Genomic DNA, 17378 nt, shown 5'->3' on the forward strand with positions numbered 1-17378 from the left:
TCCCGGTGGAGGTGGCCACCGCCACCGGCGACCGGGCGGCCGACGCCGGTGGGCGCTATGCCTGCCGCGGCGCCCGCCGCAACCCCGGCGGCGCCGACGGCGGGAATGGCGACCAGCGCCGGGGCGAGCGAGATGGCCAGCTGAATCGCCTGCGTCCCGAAGGGCCAGAAGATCATCAATGTGTGGAAGGTGGCCCAGGCGAGGGCACTGGCCAGGGCCGGCGACATCCCGGGGATCTGCAACAGCGCCGAGGTCAGGCCGTTGGCGAACGGGACGGCCGGAATGGGCCAGCCGGCGGGGTTGAGGTCCTTCGACACCGGCCACGCGAAGTTTTTGGTGTATTGCTGGATCAGCGCCGCAAGCTGATCCTGCCACGACGCGGTGGTGCCGGCCGCCGCCGCGGCGCTGGTCTCCCCGCCCGTCGCGACGATCTGCGGCGCCGGCGTGGCCGTCGGGACCGCCGCCTGGGCCGAGTCGGTGACGGCTTGGTAGGCGGCCATGGTTTCGGCGGCCTGCAGCCACATGCGCACGTAGTCGGCTTCGTTGACGGCGATGGGGATGGTGTTGATGCCGAAGAAATTGGTTGCCACGAGCGCCGCGTGGGTGGCGTGGTTTGCGGCGAGCTCGGCCAGCGTCGGCATGGTGGCCAGCGCGGTGGCGTAGGCGGCCGCGGCCGTTCGATGCGACGACGCGGCGAGCGCGCTGGCCGCCGCGCTCTCGAGTAACCAAGTCAGGTACGGCGCGTGGGCGGCGACATAGCGTTCGGCGCTGGGGCCATCCCACGCGCCCTGCACCGCACCCAGCACCCCGATGAGTTCGTCTGCCGCGGCGGCATATTCAGCGCCCATCGACGACCACGCCTCGGCAGCGGCGAGCAGCGGCCCGGAACCCGGGCCGCTGCTGAGCAATGTGGAGTGCACCTCGGGCGGTAAGGCGATCCAGATCGGGGCGGTCATCGTCGGCGGCCTGCGGGCAGGAACACGTATACCTCTTCGGTGGACGTCGTCAGGGGCGGGCTTGTCTTGAGTGGTCGGTTTGCCGGACGGTTTGGTTCCGTCCCCCGGATTTCCGACGTCTTTGCGCGGCGACCGAGCATGCGCAACGATGCAGGGATGCGGTGTGACGTTGCGCGTGAGGCGCTTTCTGCGCGGCTGGACGGCGAGCGGCCGCAGGTACTCGCGCAGCAGGTCGATGCCCACCTGGAGTCGTGTCGGGGTTGCCGCACCTGGCTGATCGGCGCCGCGGTGCAGTCGCGCCGGCTGTCGGCCATCGAGCCCGGCGAGGGACCGGACCTGGTCGACAAGATCATGGCGAGCCTCGATCGGCAGTCCCCCGCGTATCACCGCACGATGGGCTGGCTGCGGTCGCGCTACCGGCGCTGGGGGCTGATCGGTGTCGGCCTGTTCCAGGTGGCGATCGCGGCCGCCCAGATCAGCGGCGTCGATTTCGGCATGGTGTCGAGCCACATGCACGGCGCGATGTCCGGCGAGCACCTGATGCACGAGTCCACCGCGTGGTTGCTCGCGTTGGGTCTGGCCATGATCGCCGCGGGCGTGTGGCCCGCCACCGCGATCGGCGTGGCCGCGATTACCGGCGTGTATTGCGTCGCGCTATTGAGTTACGTAGTCGTCGACGCCTTCGCCGGCGAGGTGACCGCCACACGCATCGCCAGCCACATGCCCCTGCTGCTGGGGCTGGCATTCGCATTGCTGGTGTCGCGCGAACATGTGCGGACCCGGCGGCCGCGCGCATTCGGCGACGACCGCGACTATCCCGACTTGCCGTCGGAGGCACCCGGCGGGCGGCGACACCGGCATCTCTGGCCGATCAACCGCACCGTTCCGTACCCCACCGCAGTGTCTACGACAACCGGTCGTAGACTGACGACGCCCGCACAACGAAGGTGGTTGGCCATGACCGCGTCAAGCGACGACGAGGCCGTTACCGACCTCGCGTTGGCGGCCGCGCGCGGCAACGCGCGGGCGCTCGAGGCCTTCATCAAAGCGACCCAGCAAGACGTCTGGCGGTTCGTCGCCTACCTGTCCGACGCGGGCACCGCCGACGACCTCACTCAGGAAACCTTCCTGCGGGCTATCGGCGCGATCGAGCGATTCTCCGGACGGTCCAGCGCGCGAACCTGGTTGCTGGCCATCGCGCGCCGGGTGGTGGCCGATCACATTCGCCACGTCCAGTCACGGCCGCGCACCGCCGCCGGCGCCGACCCGGATCACTTCCTCAGCGGTGACCGCCACGCCCGCGGATTCGAAGACCTGGTCGAGGTGACCGCGTTGATCGCCAACCTCACCACCGAACAGCGCGAAGCGTTGTTGCTCACCCAACTTTTGGGGCTGCCCTACGCCGACGCCGCCGCGGTCTGCGGTTGCCCGGTGGGCACGATCCGCTCTCGGGTTGCCCGCGCCCGCGATGCGCTGCTGGCGGACATGGAACGCGAAGACCTGACGGGCTAATTCAGCGCTTCCACCCATGCGGCGGCCTCGTCGACCGTGGCCACCGCGGTCACCCCGGGCGGCAGCGGCGGCCTCGCCACCATCACCACCGGAATGGCTTGCGCCGCCGCTGCATCCAGCTTGGCCCGGGTCATGGCGCCGCCGCTGTTCTTGGTGACCAGCGCGTCGATGCGGTGCTCGCGCAGCAGCGCCAATTCGTCGTCGTAGCGATACGGGCCGCGCGACAGCAAGAGTTGGTGGCGGCGCGGCAGTGACGCGGGGTCCGGCGCGGTGACCGCCCGGATCAGAAACCACGCGTCGCTGTCGGCGAAGGCCTGGACGCCCGAGCGCCCGGTGGTGAGAAAGACACGTGAGTAATGTTGTTTGGCAACCATTTCCGCCGCTTCCAGGTCCGATGCGACGACGATCGCGTCGCCGGACGCCCACGCGGGGCGCGCCAACACCAGGTGCGGGATGCGCAATTCGGTGCACGCTTGCGCGGCGTGCGCCGTCATGGTCGCCGCGAACGGGTGGGTGGCGTCGACGACGGCCTCGACGTGTTCGTCGCGCAGCCAGCGCTTGAGCCCGTCGACGCCGCCGAAGCCGCCGATGCGCACCGGGCCGACCGGCAGGGCGGGATCGGGGACGCGCCCGGCCAGCGAGCTGACGATGTCGACGCGCGGGTGCAGGGTTTTCGCCAGCGCGCGGGCCTCCGAGGTGCCGCCGAGCAACAGCACCCGCATCAGTGCCGGCTCCCCCGGGTGCGCCCGGCCGAATACAGGTAGCTGTCGGTGAATCCTTCGGCGGCCAGCACGTCGCCGACGATGATCACGGCGGTCTTGGTGATGCCGGCGTCGTGCATCTGGCCGGCGATGTCGGCCAGCGTGCCGCGCAGCACCGTCTGCTGTGGCCAGCTCGCGAAAGCCACTACCGCGACGGGGGTTTCGGCGCGATGGCTCTTGAGCAGTTCCGGGACGATGGCATCCATCTGAGCGGCGGCCAGGTGCAGCACCAGGGTGCCCCCGGACAGGGCCAGCGTGCTCAGCTCCTCGCCCGACGGCATGGGTGTCGACAGGGTGGCCACCCGGGTCAGCGTCACGGTCTGCGCCACCCCGGGGACGGTGAGCTCACGTTTCAGCGCGGCCGCCGCGGCGGCGAAAGCCGGTACCCCCGGCACGATCTCGTAGTCGATGCCCAGCGCGTCGAGGCGGCGGCACTGCTCGGCCAGCGCGCTGTACAGCGAGGGGTCGCCGGAGTGCAGCCGCGCCACGTCGTGCCCGGCGGCGTGCGCATCGGCGATTTCGGTGATGATCTGCTCGAGCGTCAGCGGGCCGGTGTCAACGACTTTCGCGTCGGGTGGGCATAGCGCCAACAGGTCGTCGGGCATGATCGAACCGGCGTAGAGGCAGGTTGCACACGTCTGGAGGAGCCGTTGGCCGCGGACGGTGATGAGGTCGGCCGCGCCGGGGCCCGCACCGATGAAATAGACCGTCACCTCGTCACCGCCCACTGCGTGACCGGCATCTGCGGGCGCCAGCCGGTGAAGCCGCCGAGCGGCTCGCCCTGGTAGTGCTGGAAGCGCTGCAGAGTGCCGCCGTAGCGGGAGTATGACTGCGCCAGAAGGGCTTCCGATTCGGCGGTGACCGCGTTGGCGACCAGCCGTCCCCCGGCGGGCAGGTGGTCGAGGCACGCGTCGAGCAAACCGGGCTGGGTCAGGCCGCCGCCGATGAAGATCGCCGACGGCGCTTCGGCGCCGTCGAAAGCTGCCGGTGCCTCGCCACGGATGTCGATGGCGACGCCGAAGGCCGCGGCGTTGGATTCGATGTTGCGGCGGCGAGAGTCGTCGCGTTCGAACGCCATCGCGCTGCAACCCGGCCAGCTCAGGCACCATTCGACGCTGATGCTGCCCGAGCCCGCGCCGACGTCCCACAGTCGCTCCCCCGGTCGCGCCGCCAGCGCCGCCAGGGTGACCGCTCGGACCCCGTGTTTGGTGATCTGCCCGTCGTGGGCGAACGCATCATTGAAATATCGCGACCTGCGTTCGTCGGGCAGGTAGCGGACGGCGACGACGTTGAGGTCGTCGACGTCGCGAGTCGCGTCGTCGGCCCATTGGCGCGCGGTGCCGTCGCGGCGGCGTTCGGTTGGGCCGCCGAGGTTTTCGAGGACGGTGAACTCGGAGTCCCCGCGTCCGGATGCGTTGAGTAGTGCGGCCAGTTCCTTGGGGGTGGCGGCGTTTTTCGACAGCACGATAGCCTGACCGCCGCGGCGCACCGCGGTATGCGGTCGGGCGGTGACCAGGCTGATGACCTCGGTGTCGTGGGCGCTCCAGCCCATCCGCGCGCACGCCAGCGTCACCGAGGAGACGTGCGGCAGCACCCTGACGTTGTCGGCGCCGTAGAGCCGGATCAGGGTGCCGCCGATGCCGTGCAGGAGCGGGTCGCCGCTTGCGACGATGTGGATTTCGTCGTCCACTTTGAGTGCTTGCAAAGCGGGCAGCATGGGTGACGGCCATTCGTGGCGGGGCGCGGTCACCGTGTCGTCGAGCAGGTCGAGCTGACGTTTTGAGCCGTAAATCGCTGCGGCCCTGCGTAACTCGGTGCGCGATGTTTCGGCAAGGCCCGCCATTCCGTCGGTGCCGATGCCCACCACGACGATCATCGCGGCATCCTGCGCCAGACGAACTGCGGGAGCAGCCGCATGACGAAAGACGCGGGTCCCAACGCCCACGGGATCCACACGGTGCGCCGGCCCTTGTTCAGCGCACGCGCGGTCGCCGCGGCCACCTGCGCGGGTGTGCTGGACAGCGGCGCCGGTGTCATGCCCTCGGTCATGCGCCCTATCACGAAACCTGGGCGCGCGATCAGCAGTTTGACGCCGGTGCCGTGCAGCGCGTCGGCCAGGCCACTGGCGAAGCCGTCCAGGCCGGCCTTCGCCGAGCCGTAAACATAGTTCGCGCGCCGCACGCGCGCGCCGGCGATCGAGGAAAACACGATCAGCGAGCCGCGCCCGGCGGTGCGCATGGCGGGGGCCAGGTGGGTGAGCATGCTGACCTGGTCGACGTAGTCGGTGCGCACGATGGACACCGCGTGCGCGGCGTCGGCCTCGGCGCGGGCCTGGTCGCCGAGGATGCCGAAGACCAGCACCGCGGTGTCGATGGGTCCGTGTTCGGCGACGATCGAGTCGACCAGCGGGCCGTGCGAAGCCAGGTCGTCGGCGTCGAATTCCCGGGTGTGCACCGCCGCGGCCCCGGCGGCCTTGACCGCCGCGACCTCGTCGTCGAGCTGATCGGCCTTACGTGCGGCCAGCACCACCGTCGCCCCCGGGGCCAGGCGGCGCGCGAGCTCGACGCCGATTTCGCTGCGGCCGCCCAGGATTAGTACCGGACCCGCGCCCGTGTCGTCCACGGCTGCGATTATGACCTGCGCTAGCGTGGGCGGTGATGGCGAATACCACTACGCGGCTGACCGACGACGCGCTGGCCTTCCTGTCGGAACGTCACCTGGCCATGCTGACCACGCTGCGGGCCGACAATTCCCCGCATGTGGTGGCGGTGGGTTTCACCTTCGACCCCAAGACTCACATCGCGCGCGTGATCACCACCGGCGGTTCGCAGAAGGCCGTCAACGCCGATCGCGCCGGGGTGGCCGTGCTCAGCCAGGTCGACGGCGCGCGGTGGCTATCGCTTGAGGGCCGGTCCAAGGTAAACAGCGACGCCGACGCCGTGCGTGATGCCGAGTTGCGGTATGCCCAGCGCTATCGGACGCCGCGCCCGAATCCGCGGCGGGTGGTCATCGAAGTCCAGGTGGAGCGGGTGCTCGGATCGTCGGATTTGTTGGACCGGGGCGAGTAGTCGGCTAGATCAGGCCTGAACGTCAATAGTTATTTTTTGCGCCGAGGGTCGTACTCGGTGCCTGAAATGTCATCCCAGAACTTTGGTGACACTTCTTTAACACGATCTTCTGGTGCCACGGCATTTATCTTTTCTTCGAACTCATCAAACTGCTTTTGAATTTCCGCCAACTCCTCTTCTGTGGGCGGAGTAACGCCTGCTTCTTCAGCCGTCAAAAATATCTTTCCGGCAATCTCCCTGCTCACTTTAGAACTCCCATCGTCCCCTACCTTCTCGCGTCAGCCTAGCGTTCAGCCATGCGTATGACCGTCCTGCCCGTTACCGGATCCATTATCTTACTTACCACATAAAATCGAGTGCCAGCGGGAAACAGTATCTCTTGCTCCGCGGGGAATGTCGAAAAGGACGAAATATCTCGCCCCGTGCTGGACAGAATCCTAAATTCTACGTTCCCAGCGAACGTTGGCGACCGCGCCACAGCAGTATTCACCGTGGTGCTCATAAAACCTTTTTCTATGATAAATTCGCCCGGGCGGTATTGGGCAAGAGCCTCCGGCGGCAGATTCGTACCACGGACTACCGGCCCCTCATAAGGGGGAAGCTTGTTGAGTGCGCTCTTTAACGCTTCAACGCGAGCATGCTGAGACGCGTCCAAAGCATCGCTCCTTAACGCGTCGTTTAGGTCTGAGTAGCCAAATCCAGTGTAGTGCGAGAGTGCCGATAGATCATCCGATGTCAGTCTGTCGCCAGGGTCTGGGTGTTCGCCCTCATCAGCAGGGCCATCACGGTTAGCCGGACCATCGCCGGGTCCGTGAGGCTTACCGTCGTGGGGTCCCCCGCCGTGATGACTGCTCGGATGGCCGCCGTCGCCATGCCCGTGCCAGCCGCCGCCGGGCGCGGGCAGTTCGGGCGGGTGACCCGCCGCGGGCAGCGAATGCGGCGCCGCGGAGGTGAAGGACGGCGCCGGTTGCGATACGTGCGCAGGCGTGGGCGCGGGTTCGACGGGACCTCCGCTCGGCGCTAAAAGCTCGCGAACCGGCGAATGATCAACCAATTGCGGCACCGTCGACGGAACGCGTTCGGCCGTTGGCGCCGGAATGGCTGGCGGGTGAGCGGCCGCCGGTATCGGATCATGCGGACCACCCGCAGCCGGAGCGGCAGGCGGCTCGTACACCGCGCGCCCCGGCGGCACATCCGCGCCCAGCGGGCGCGGAACCGACTCGACGGGCGCGTCGAATGGCTTCGGCTCCGACACGCCCACCGGGCGGCCGCCGACGGGCGGCGGCTCGATCTTGGGCAGCTTCCCGGCAACGCCTTCCAGGTTCTTGGTCAGATCACCGCCCGCTCCGGCGATATCCGCCAGGGCACCGCGGGCACCGGCGAGCCCACCGGCCGCCTCGGCGCCTGCCCGCCCTGCCGCGCCGGCGGCTTCCGCGGCCTCGGCGCCTTCCAGCGCCGCCCCACCGGCTTCCGTCGCCGCGCCCGCTTCGCCGGCGCCGGGAATGAAGAACATCGCAACGTCGAAGGCGTTCTCACCGAAGCCCAGACCCGGTCGCGCTGTGCTCCAATCATCAAGGTGCAGCAGGGCTTTGAGCTGCTGCCAGTTCGCGTCGACGAACTCCTGCGGGTTGAGGACGCCGTTGACCAGGCTCCCCTTCCACAAGCCTTTCGCCATGTCTGTCCAGGTTTCGGCCGCCCCGTGCGGATCGACGAGGAACCACCGCGGGTCGAGATCGCCGATGGACAGCGCCATCCCGACGGCGCCCTTCAGCGCGCCCTCGTTTGCGTTGGCGAAAACGTCGAAAACCGTTGCGACCTGGTTGCCGATCGCATCACCCAAGAACTGCTTGAGCTCGCCGCGCACATACTTTTCCAACTTGACGACCAAGCCGTCGACGACCCCTAAGCCCGCCTTGACGCCCTGCTCGGCGGCGCGGGCCTCCCGCCCCAAGTCGTGCAGCACGTCGTTGATGTCCCTGGCGATCTTCTTGATCTCATCGAGCGCGTCGCCCTTGATGATCAGCATCACGTCGTGCCCGAGGTCGGTCAGTGAACCGAGCCGGTTCAGCAGATCCCGAATGTGGTGCTGGGCGCCGTCCACCTCGTTGGCGAAGTCATCGAGCGCGCGGGCCACTCCCCCGGATGCCTCGCCGAGTTTCCCCATGCAGTCGCCGATTTGCGATAACGCGTCATCGATCTTTTCGCCTTCGGGGATCTGATGCGCGTCCAGTAACGCCTTGGCGGCGCTCAGCGCACTCCGCATCCCGCCCGCGGCACCGGCGAAGCCGCGCCAACGGGCCGCGGCCGCATGCAAACCGGCCACGTCGCCGTCGGGCCACACGTCGTCGACGAATGACTGCACCACCGCCCACAGCAGCGGCGGCGGCTGCCCCTTGCCCCACGTCCCCGGCGGTCCGGGCGCCGAGAGTTTGGCGGGCGCGGGTGGCGCCTGCAGCGCGCCGGCGCCGCCGCCCAGTGTGGAGGCCGCCTCGGCCTGCGAATAGTTGGCGGCACCCTGCTGTATCAGGGCCCCGCTTTGCCGGCACGCGTTGACGGCGGCGGCCGCCGCCTGCAGCACCTTCTCGCCCGCGTCCTGATACGCCAGGCCGAACACCGCGCCGGCCGCGTCCAGGCCGGTGTGGGCCGCAAAACCTGCCGTCAACACCGTCAGGTTCGCGGCCAGGCCATCGCCGGCGGCAATCACGGCGCCGCCCACGGCGAACAGCGCCTGAGGATCAACGACCAACGGAACCATCGGGCGAAATTCTGGTCCAGGTCGCCGCGCGTCGCTATTCACCTTCGGCTCGCGCTGAGCGTAACGCCACTGCGAAAAATCGGGCCGAAATTCGCGGTGTGGTTACGCTCGCGAACCAAGAAGCGCGGTGTGGTTACGCTCGCGAACCAAGAAGGGGCTCACCACGCAGCGTGACGCGGTGCCGCCCGGCCGGCATGGCCACGGTCGCACCGGCCGGCTGGCCGTCAAGTCGCACGCCCACCCCGGCGGGCAGCCCGGCCAACGTGATCCGCGTGGCGGTATCGGTGGCCACCGTGATCGTCGACGACGGCAGCGCGGCCAGCCCGGCTCGCGCGACGTCCACCGTGAGGCTGGCGACCCCGGTCAGGCGCAGCGTCAGATACGGCAGCGGGGCGACGGGCCGTCCCACCTGCCAGTCCAGCTCGCTGTACAGGCCGGGCGACGGGTCAAGGTTCCAGACGACGCCGCGGTGGTGCCGAATCGTGTGCGTCGGGTCGGGCCGCGCGTACGACCGCGCGTCGACCTCGGCCACGGCCCCGCGCCGCGCCGTTACCGACGGATCGGCGGTCAGCTCCGAGAGCCACCACACCTGGTGCGGCCCGATGCCCAGATCGGCGCGCACCAATTGCGGATACCACGCGAACGTGATGTGCCCCGGATCGGCTTGGCGCAGAGCCGTTCCCATGTGCGAGATCGGATCCTCGAACTTGTCCTGCAGCACCCAGGCGATGTGATCCTCGAGCGGATAGACGGTGAACCGGTGGCGGTAGCCCAGCCGGTCGAGCTCGAGCACCTGCTCGGCGGCCGAGGCGAACGGCACCAGCTCGTCGACCAACCCGTGGGCGATGACGTACGGCAGCCAGCGGGCGTTCACCAGCAGCTTCCAGGTGTCACCCTCCCGGGCGCAGGGCGAATTCGGGTCGAGGTCGGCGGGGATGTCCACGTCGGGCAGCAGCCGCACCCCGCACGCCGGCGGCCCCGCCAGCACCACGGCCTGGGAGAAGACCTCCGGGTAGCTCAACCCCAGCTTGTAGGCCGCATACCCGCCCATCGAATAGCCGGCGATGACGGTGCGATTGGGATCGGTGCCCAACTGTTCGGCGACCCGGGCCCACACCTCCCACACGTCGAGTTCTCCGGTGTCGAAGTACCAGGTCGACGGGCCCCGGGCCAGCGGGGTGACCACCACCGAGCCGCGGGTCTCGCAGACCTCGTGCAGCAGGCGCGGGTCGATCGCGGCGAACTGGCTCTGGCCCAGCGACAGCGAGTGCAGCAACAGCGTCAGCGGCAGCGCGCGGCCCGGCGCGTAGCCGGACGGCAGGCAGATCGAATAGGGCTGGACGCGGCCGAGGAACTGCGGCTTGGTGCTCAGGATGTCGTAGGCGGCCAGCCCCCCTGCCACGCCCTGCCCGAGTTCGACCGAGGACACGTACCAGCGGGTCGACGGGCCGGTGATGACGGGCTCGGGTTCGGTGTCGCGCGCGGCGAGCCGGGCCCACGGCACCGTCGCCGCGAACGCGGACACGTCGCCGTGGGTCAGGGCCGCGGCCTGGGCGGCATCGGACCAGAAGTTCAGGTGAGGCGGCTCCTGCTCGTTGGTGCGGAACGCGACGTTGTAGACGTTGGGCTGCCCGGGCAGGGCCCCGTGCTCGGCGGGCACGTCGGCGAACCCGTCGCCGGCCGCGTTGGCCAGCCCGGCGGCCAGCCGGACCGTCCAGGTTCCGGTCGGGTCCACCAGCGAGCGCGGGACCTGCGCCACAAACGACCGCGACTGCGTGTCGACGCTGTGTTCGACGGGCGTGGTGGCCCCGGTGGTCAGGTCGATCAACGTGGCGCCGCGCCCCGACACCAGCAGGGCCATGTCGATGCCCTGCGAGCGCACGCCCGCGCCGGCCGGCCAGTCCGCGGCGGCGGTCCGGGCGGGGTCGGTGTCGAAGGTGAACAGCGCGATCGGCACCGAGGCGTCCACCAGCGTGTTCCAGTCGACGCGCCACCAGGTGTGGGTCTCGGTGAGCCCGATGGCGGCGCGGAAGATGTCGGCGCCGTTGCCGGCGGCGGGCCCGTCGGGGTAGACGTAGGTGCCGCGCGGGGGCGCCTGAATCTTGAGATCGCCGACGGGCAGGCCGGTCGCGCCGTGGTCGTCGTAGAGGAAATCGGTCCAGAACAGGGCGCCCCCGGCGAGGCGGCCGGTGCCGCAGGTGCGCGGAAACTCCTCGCCGAACGGCCAATTCGACGGCACCGGCAGCCGGGGTTCGGGGCGCCGCGCCGCCGGCGGCACGCCCTCGGGCATCCCGTCGACGACGACCAGCTCGGCGGGCGGCGCGGGCGCGGGAGCGACGGGGTGCAGGACCGCGTCGGCGACGTGGCGCGCGATGCGCAGCGGCAGCAGCGTGAGGTCCAGGATCGACACGTGGCCCAACGTACGCGGCGGGACCGTCATCCCTGCTAGGACAGGGGCACCACGATCAGTTCGTGCGGCCGGTTGTTGACGGCCAGGGCGCCGTCCTCGGTGACGACGACGATGTCCTCGATCCGGGCGCCCCAGCGGCCGGGGAAATAGATGCCGGGCTCGATGGAGAACGCCATGCCCGCGGCCAGCGGCAGGTCGTTGCCGGCGACGATGTAGGGCTCCTCGTGCACCGACAGCCCGATGCCGTGCCCGGTGCGGTGCACGAAGAACTCCGCGAGCCCGGCCTCGGCCAGCACGTCGCGGGCGGCGGCGTCGACCCGCTCGGCGGTGACGCCGGGACGGACGGCCTCCAGCGCCGCGCGCTGGGCGCGCTGCAGCACCGAATACTGTTGCGCCACTTCGGGTGTGGGCTCGCCGATGCTGTAGGTGCGGGTGGAGTCGGAGTGGTAGCCGGGCTCGTATGCGCCGCCGATGTCGACGACGACGATGTCGCCCGCCCGCAGTTCGCGATCCGAATACCCGTGATGCGGGTCGGCCGCGTGCGGCCCGGACCCGACGATGATGAATGCCACCTCCGAATGGCCTTCGGCGACAATGGCTTCGGCGATGTCGGCGGCGACGTCCGCCTCGGTGCGGCCCGGGCGCAGAAACTCCGGCACCCGCGCGTGCACCCGGTCGATGGCCGCGCCGGCCTTGCGCAGCGCGTCGATCTCGCATTCCTCCTTGGCCATCCGCAGCTTTCGCAGCACGTCGGTGGCCAGCACCGGCAGCACACCGAGCACCTCGGCCAGCGGCAGCAGGTGCAGGGCGGGCATGGAATCGGTGACGGCCGTCGCGGCGGGCCCGCCGCCCAGGGCGTCGCCCACCAGGCGGTAGGGGTCGTCGCCGTCGACCCAATCCCGCACGGCCAGACCCAGTTCCGCGACGGCCGATCCCTTGAGCGCGGCCAGCTCCAGCCGGGGCACCACGATCGTCGGGTCACCGGAGGCCGGTAGCACCAGCGCGGTGAGCCGCTCGAGCGTCTGCGCGCGGGAGCCGACGAGGTAGCGCAGGTCGTAGCCCGGGGTGATCACCAGGCCGGCCAGGCCCGCGTCGGCGGTCGCCGCGGCCGCCGCGGCCAGCCGGCGCGCGTACGCGCCCGGGTCGAATCGGTGGGAATCCATGGCAGCCAGGCTAACCGCGCCGGCGGCCGGCGGCGTGAGAGCATAACCCGCATGCCCTCCCCCAGCTCGATGCGTGGCGACCCGCTGCGCCCGGCTGCGCCGCGCTTGCGATCGCCACTAGTGCTGCTCGACGGCGCCAGCATGTGGTTCCGCTCGTATTTCGGGGTGCCATCGTCGATCACCGCCCCCGACGGCAGGCCGGTCAACGCCGTCCGCGGCTTCCTCGACGCGATGGCCGTCGTGATCACCCAGCAGCGGCCCGGCCGGCTGGCCGTGTGCCTGGACCTCGATTGGCGGCCGCAGTTCCGGGTGGACCTCATCCCGTCGTACAAGGCGCACCGGGTCGCCGAACCCGAGCCGGCCGGCGAGCCCGACGTCGAGGAAGTGCCCGACGACCTGACGCCCCAGGTCGACATGATCATGGAGTTGCTGGATGCGTTCGGGATCCCGACGGCGGGAGCGGAGGGTTTCGAGGCCGACGACGTGCTGGGCACGCTGGCGGCGCGGGAGCGCACCGATCCGGTCGTGGTGGTCAGCGGCGACCGCGACCTGCTGCAGGTGGTGGCCGACGATCCCGTCCCCGTCCGGGTGCTCTACCTGGGCCGCGGGCTGACCAAGGCGACACTGTTCGGGCCGGCCGAGGTGGCCGAAACCTACGGCGTGCCGCGTGACCGCGCCGGCGCGGCCTACGCCGAGCTGGCGCTGCTGCGCGGCGACCCGTCCGACGGGCTGCCCGGGGTGCCCGGCGTCGGTGAGAAGACGGCCGCGACGCTGCTGGCCCAGCACGGTTCCCTGGACCGGATCCTGGCCGCCGCACAGGATCCAAAGTCGAAGATGGCCAAGGGATTACGGGGCAAATTGCTGGCCGCGACGGACTACATCGAGGCGGCCGAACAAGTGGTGCGGGTAGCCACCGACGCGCCGATCACGCTGTCGACGCCCACCGACGCGCTGCCGCTGACGGCCGCCCACCCGAAACGCACCGCCGAACTGGCGACCGAGCTGGGCGTCGGCTCGCCCATCGCCCGACTGCAGAAGGCCCTCGACGCGCTGCCCGGCTGACCGCTACTGCGGCCGGCCGACCTCGTAGGTGCCCTTGTTGTCCTGGAAGGTCACCGTGACGTGCTTCTTGGCGCCGTCGATGCTGACGTCGCAGTCGAAGGTGCCGCCCTTCTTGACGACGGGGTCCTGGCCGTGGTTGCAGGAGACGTCTTTGACGTTCTTGGCGCCGTAGCCGTTGGTCTCGTCGGAGAGGATCTGCTGGACACCGGCCTGGGCCTTGTTCACGTCCAGCTTGGTAGTGACGAAAAACCCGGGCTCCCAGAAGCCGAGCACGAGGACGACCGCGACCACCAACAGGGCGATCGCGCCGGCCACGCCGCCGATCAGCGCCGTCGAACGCTTCTTCGCCGGCTGTTGCTGGTAGGGCGGGTACTGCTGCGGGTATTGACCGGGCTGGCCGTACTGGCCCGGCTGACCGTACTGACCGGGCTGGCCGTACTGACCGGGCTGGCCGTACTGGCCCGGCTGGGCGTACTGCCCGGGCTGACCGTACTGACCCGGCTGGGCGTACTGCCCGGGCTGGCCGTACTGGGGCGGCTGCGCCCCGTACTGCCCGGGTTGGCCGTAACCGGGGTACTGCTGCGGGTACGCCTGCTCGGTCGGCGGTTGGTACTGCGGATACTCGGCGGGCGGCGTGGCCGGCGTGCCCGGCGTGTAGGCCGGAGCCTGCCATGTCGCGTCCTGGCCCGGCTGTTGCTGCCAGGGCGATCCGACCTGCGTAGGCTCCGAGGACTGATCGCCGGTCTGACCGGGGGCTTGCCACTCGTGGCCCGGCTCCGATCCCTGCGGTCCGCTCATCGTCTCTCCTCAGTTCCCTTGTGTATCGCCCTGTTACGCCCTGTAACGGTAGCTCGGGCCAAGCCTACCCGGCGTCAACTGCGACGACGCCGCGCCGAACGTCGTTGATGGCGCGCTTGGCGGCGGCGCGAAGCTCCGGATCCGGTGCGGCGTTGCGCACCTGGTCCAACAGGTCTAGCACCTGGCGGCACCAGCGCACGAAGTCCCCCGCCGACAACGGAGACCCGGAGCCCTGGATGTCGGCGACGGCCAGCGCGGCGGTCAGATCCCCGGTGCGGGCCCACCGGTAGATGACGTTGACGAAGCCGTCGTCGGGTTCGCGGCTCGGGCCGATCCGGTGTGCGTGCTCGTCGGCGCGCAGCGCGGTCGACAGCCGCGACGTCTGCTGCAGCGCCTGCCGCAGCCGCTGCGTGGGCACCTCGGCCGCCAGCGCGCCGCCGGGGCCGTCGCCGCCGCGGGATTCGTAGAGCACCGCGGAGACCACGGCGGCCAACTCGGCCGGCTTCAAGCCCGACCACGCGCCGGTGCGCAGGCATTCGGCGACCAACAGGTCGCTCTCGCTGTAGATGCGGGCGAGCAACCGGCCGTCGTCGGTGACGCGGGGATCGGTCGGCGGACCGTGGATGAAGCCGCGTTCGGTGAGCAGCCCGACAATCCGGTCGAACGTCCGCGCCAGCGAGTTGGTGGCGGCGCCCACTTTCTTCTCCAGTTGCGCGTTGTCGCGTTCGACGCGCAGGTAGCGCTCGGCCTCCCGCATCCGGGACTCCAGCCCCGCGCTGTTGTGGGCGGGATGCCTTCGCAGCTCCGCCCGCAGCGACGCCAACTCGGGGTCGTGCAGCGCGCCGTCCCCGTCGCCGCGATCGCTGCGGCGTCTGGCCGGAACCTCCAGCCCGGCGGCGGCCGACAGCAGCGCCGACGCCAGATCGCGCCGGACCCGCGGCTGGCGGTGTTCGACGCGCTTGGGCAACGACATCGAGCCGACCGGCGCGGTGGCGCCCGAATAGTCCGCCGACGAAATCCTTCCCGCCCAACGGTTTTCGGTGAGCACCAGCGGGCGGGGGTCGGCGCTGTCGCGCGCCGACTCCAGCACCACCGCCAGGCCGCCGCGCCGGCCGTGGGTGATCGTGATGATGTCGCCGCGCCGCAGCGCGGCCAGCGCGTCGGTGGCCGCCTGCCGCCGCTGCAGCCGCGACGCGCGGGACTGCGCGCGCTCCAGCTCCGAAATCCGCGCGCGCAGCCGGGCGTACTCGAAGATCGGCGCGTCGGGCCCGCCGAGTTCGGCGGCGATCTCGTCGAGCATCCGCTGGCCGCGCTCGATGCCGCGGACCAGGCCGACGACGGAGCGGTCGGCCTGGTACTGGGCGAACGACTGCTCGAGCAGCTGGTGCGCCTGTTCGGGACCCATGTGCTGCACCAGGTTGATGGTCATGTTGTACGACGGGGCGAACGAACTGCGCAGCGGGAAGGTGCGGGTGGAGGCCAGCCCGGCCACCGCGGCGGGTTCGGTGGTTTCTTCGCTGGGATTCCACAGCACCACCGCGTGGCCCTCGACGTCGATGCCACGGCGGCCGGCGCGGCCGGTGAGCTGCGTGTACTCCCCCGGCGTGAGCGGCATGTGCTGCTCGCCGTTGAACTTGACCAGCCGCTCGAGCACCACCGTGCGCGCGGGCATGTTGATGCCCAGCGCCAGGGTTTCGGTCGCGAACACCGCCTTGACCAGGCCGGCAGTGAACAGCTCCTCGACCGTGTGCCGGAACGCCGGCAGCATCCCGGCGTGGTGGGCCGCCAGGCCCCGCAGCAGCCCCTCCCGCCACTCGTAATAGCCGAGTACCGCCAGGTCGGCGTCGTCGAGGTCACCGCAGCGGTGGTCGATCACCTCGGCGATCTGGGCGCGCTCCTCCTCGGTGGTCAGCCGCAGCGGCGACCGCAGGCACTGCTGCACGGCGGCGTCACAACCGGCCCGGGAGAACACGAACGTGATCGCCGGCAGCAGGCCCTGGGAGTCCAGGATCGCGATCACGTCCGGCCGCGCGGGCGGCCGGTAGAAGCGCGGCCGCCCGGGGCCCGCGCGCCGGCCGCGGCGGGGCTGCCAGTCCGACATCCGGTCCGCCTCGCGGCGATGGGCGATGTGGCGCAGCAGGTCCGGGTCGACGCGCGATTTGTCAGTTTCGTTGTCGTAGTCGAACAGGTCGAACAGCCGCTTGCCCACCAGGACGTGTTGCCACAGCGGGACGGGCCGGTGCTCGTCGACGACGACGGTGGTGTCGCCGCGGACGGTCTGGATCCAGCCGCCGAACTCCTCGGCGTTGCTCACCGTCGCCGAGAGGCTGACCAGTCGCACCTCGTCGGGCAGGTGCAGGATCACCTCCTCCCACACCGGTCCCCGCATCCGGTCGGCCAGGAAATGCACCTCGTCCATCACCACGTACGAAAGCCCTTGCAGCGCAGGCGAATCCGCGTAGAGCATGTTGCGCAGCACCTCGGTGGTCATCACCACGACGGGCGCGTCGCCGTTCACCGACATGTCGCCGGTCAGCAGCCCGATGCGGTCGCGGCCGTAGCGCTCGGTCAGGTCGGTGTGCTTCTGATTGCTCAGGGCCTTCAGCGGCGTGGTGTAAAAGCATTTGCCGCCGGAGGCCAGCGCCAAGTGCACGGCGAATTCGCCGACCACCGTCTTGCCGGCGCCGGTCGGCGCGCACACCAGCACCCCGTGGCCGCGTTCCAGCGCCGCGCAGGCCCGCCGCTGGAAGTCGTCGAGCGTGAAGCGCAGTTCCGCGGTGAACCGAGCCAGCTCGGCCAGTTCGGTCGGCTCGGTCACGCGGTCGCCCAATTGCGCGAGGGTGCGCAGATGTACGTCAAATGCGGCGTGTCGGCGTACAAACACGCACGCTCG

General features: G+C 70.2%; 14 protein-coding genes and 1 pseudogene. 4 read left to right on the plus strand and 11 right to left on the minus strand.

The features are described 5' to 3' along the window. The coding region (locus A5673_RS28605) for a PPE family protein (protein WP_156748451.1) at positions 1–956 on the minus strand (956 nt) is incomplete at its 3' end. A gap of 156 nt (positions 957–1112) precedes the next feature. Between A5673_RS28605 and A5673_RS30145 the strand changes: the two are divergent. Further along, positions 1113–1730: pseudogene (locus A5673_RS30145) on the plus strand (DUF2275 domain-containing protein); the annotation flags it as partial. Between the two features lie 183 nt (positions 1731–1913). Beyond that, positions 1914–2468, plus strand: coding sequence for an RNA polymerase sigma factor SigC (gene sigC, locus A5673_RS30150; protein ID WP_231971411.1), 555 nt, complete (start codon positions 1914–1916; stop codon positions 2466–2468). Here the strand turns inward: sigC and A5673_RS21305 are convergent. The 4 genes from A5673_RS21305 to A5673_RS21320 are packed head-to-tail and all read right to left on the minus strand — an operon-like array spanning position 2465 to position 5851. Next, positions 2465–3190, minus strand: coding sequence for a cobalt-precorrin-6A reductase (locus A5673_RS21305; protein ID WP_068237049.1), 726 nt, complete (start codon positions 3188–3190; stop codon positions 2465–2467). The two genes, sigC and A5673_RS21305, sit on opposite strands and share 4 nt — an antisense overlap. Further along, complete coding sequence (gene cobM / locus A5673_RS21310) at positions 3190–3942, minus strand: precorrin-4 C(11)-methyltransferase (protein ID WP_068237111.1); 753 nt, start codon at positions 3940–3942, stop codon at positions 3190–3192. Before cobM ends, A5673_RS21305 begins: the two co-directional genes overlap by 1 nt. Next, positions 3939–5105 (minus strand): bifunctional cobalt-precorrin-7 (C(5))-methyltransferase/cobalt-precorrin-6B (C(15))-methyltransferase, encoded by a 1167-nt coding sequence (locus tag A5673_RS21315; RefSeq protein WP_068237053.1) that lies wholly within the window; start codon positions 5103–5105, stop codon positions 3939–3941. The genes cobM and A5673_RS21315 overlap by 4 nt, the downstream gene beginning before the upstream one ends. Then, positions 5102–5851 carry an SDR family NAD(P)-dependent oxidoreductase gene (locus A5673_RS21320; RefSeq protein WP_068237056.1) on the minus strand — a complete coding sequence of 250 codons (750 nt, stop codon included), beginning with the start codon at positions 5849–5851 and terminating at the stop codon, positions 5102–5104. Before A5673_RS21320 ends, A5673_RS21315 begins: the two co-directional genes overlap by 4 nt. Positions 5852–5886: 35 nt before the next feature. Between A5673_RS21320 and A5673_RS21325 the strand changes: the two genes are divergently transcribed. Further along, entirely contained in the window at positions 5887–6297 is a 411-nt protein-coding gene (locus A5673_RS21325; protein ID WP_066913250.1) for a F420-dependent biliverdin reductase, read from the plus strand. Positions 6298–6326: 29 nt separating this feature from the next. Here the strand turns inward: A5673_RS21325 and A5673_RS28610 are convergent, their stop codons facing one another. The 4 genes from A5673_RS28610 to A5673_RS21340 all read right to left on the minus strand — a co-directional run bounded on the left by A5673_RS28610 (position 6327) and on the right by A5673_RS21340 (position 12625). Continuing rightward, entirely contained in the window at positions 6327–6542 is a 216-nt protein-coding gene (locus tag A5673_RS28610; protein ID WP_082958876.1) for a hypothetical protein, read from the minus strand. 38 nt (positions 6543–6580) lie between these two features. Next, positions 6581–9052, minus strand: a complete 2472-nt coding sequence (locus A5673_RS21330; RefSeq protein WP_068237059.1) for an ADP-ribosyltransferase — start codon at positions 9050–9052, stop codon at positions 6581–6583. A gap of 133 nt (positions 9053–9185) precedes the next feature. Beyond that, entirely contained in the window at positions 9186–11492 is a 2307-nt protein-coding gene (locus A5673_RS21335) for an alpha/beta hydrolase-fold protein (RefSeq protein ID WP_231971405.1), read from the minus strand. 5 nt (positions 11493–11497) lie between these two features. Then, positions 11498–12625: a Xaa-Pro peptidase family protein gene (locus A5673_RS21340; RefSeq protein ID WP_068237063.1), complete on the minus strand. Its 1128-nt coding sequence runs from the start codon at positions 12623–12625 to the stop codon at positions 11498–11500. Between the two features lie 105 nt (positions 12626–12730). Between A5673_RS21340 and A5673_RS21345 the strand changes: the two genes are divergently transcribed. Continuing rightward, positions 12731–13687 carry a 5'-3' exonuclease gene (locus A5673_RS21345; RefSeq protein WP_068237066.1) on the plus strand — a complete coding sequence of 319 codons (957 nt, stop codon included), beginning with the start codon at positions 12731–12733 and terminating at the stop codon, positions 13685–13687. 3 nt (positions 13688–13690) lie between these two features. Here the strand turns inward: A5673_RS21345 and A5673_RS21350 are convergent, their stop codons facing one another. After that, positions 13691–14485, minus strand: coding sequence for a DUF4333 domain-containing protein (locus A5673_RS21350; protein WP_068237069.1), 795 nt, complete (start codon positions 14483–14485; stop codon positions 13691–13693). 64 nt (positions 14486–14549) lie between these two features. Next, entirely contained in the window at positions 14550–17303 is a 2754-nt protein-coding gene (locus A5673_RS21355) for an RNA helicase (protein ID WP_197518445.1), read from the minus strand. Positions 17304–17378: the final 75 nt, after the last annotated feature.

The sequence above is a fragment of the Mycobacterium sp. E3198 genome (assembly GCF_001667015.1).
Taxonomy (GTDB): domain Bacteria; phylum Actinomycetota; class Actinomycetes; order Mycobacteriales; family Mycobacteriaceae; genus Mycobacterium.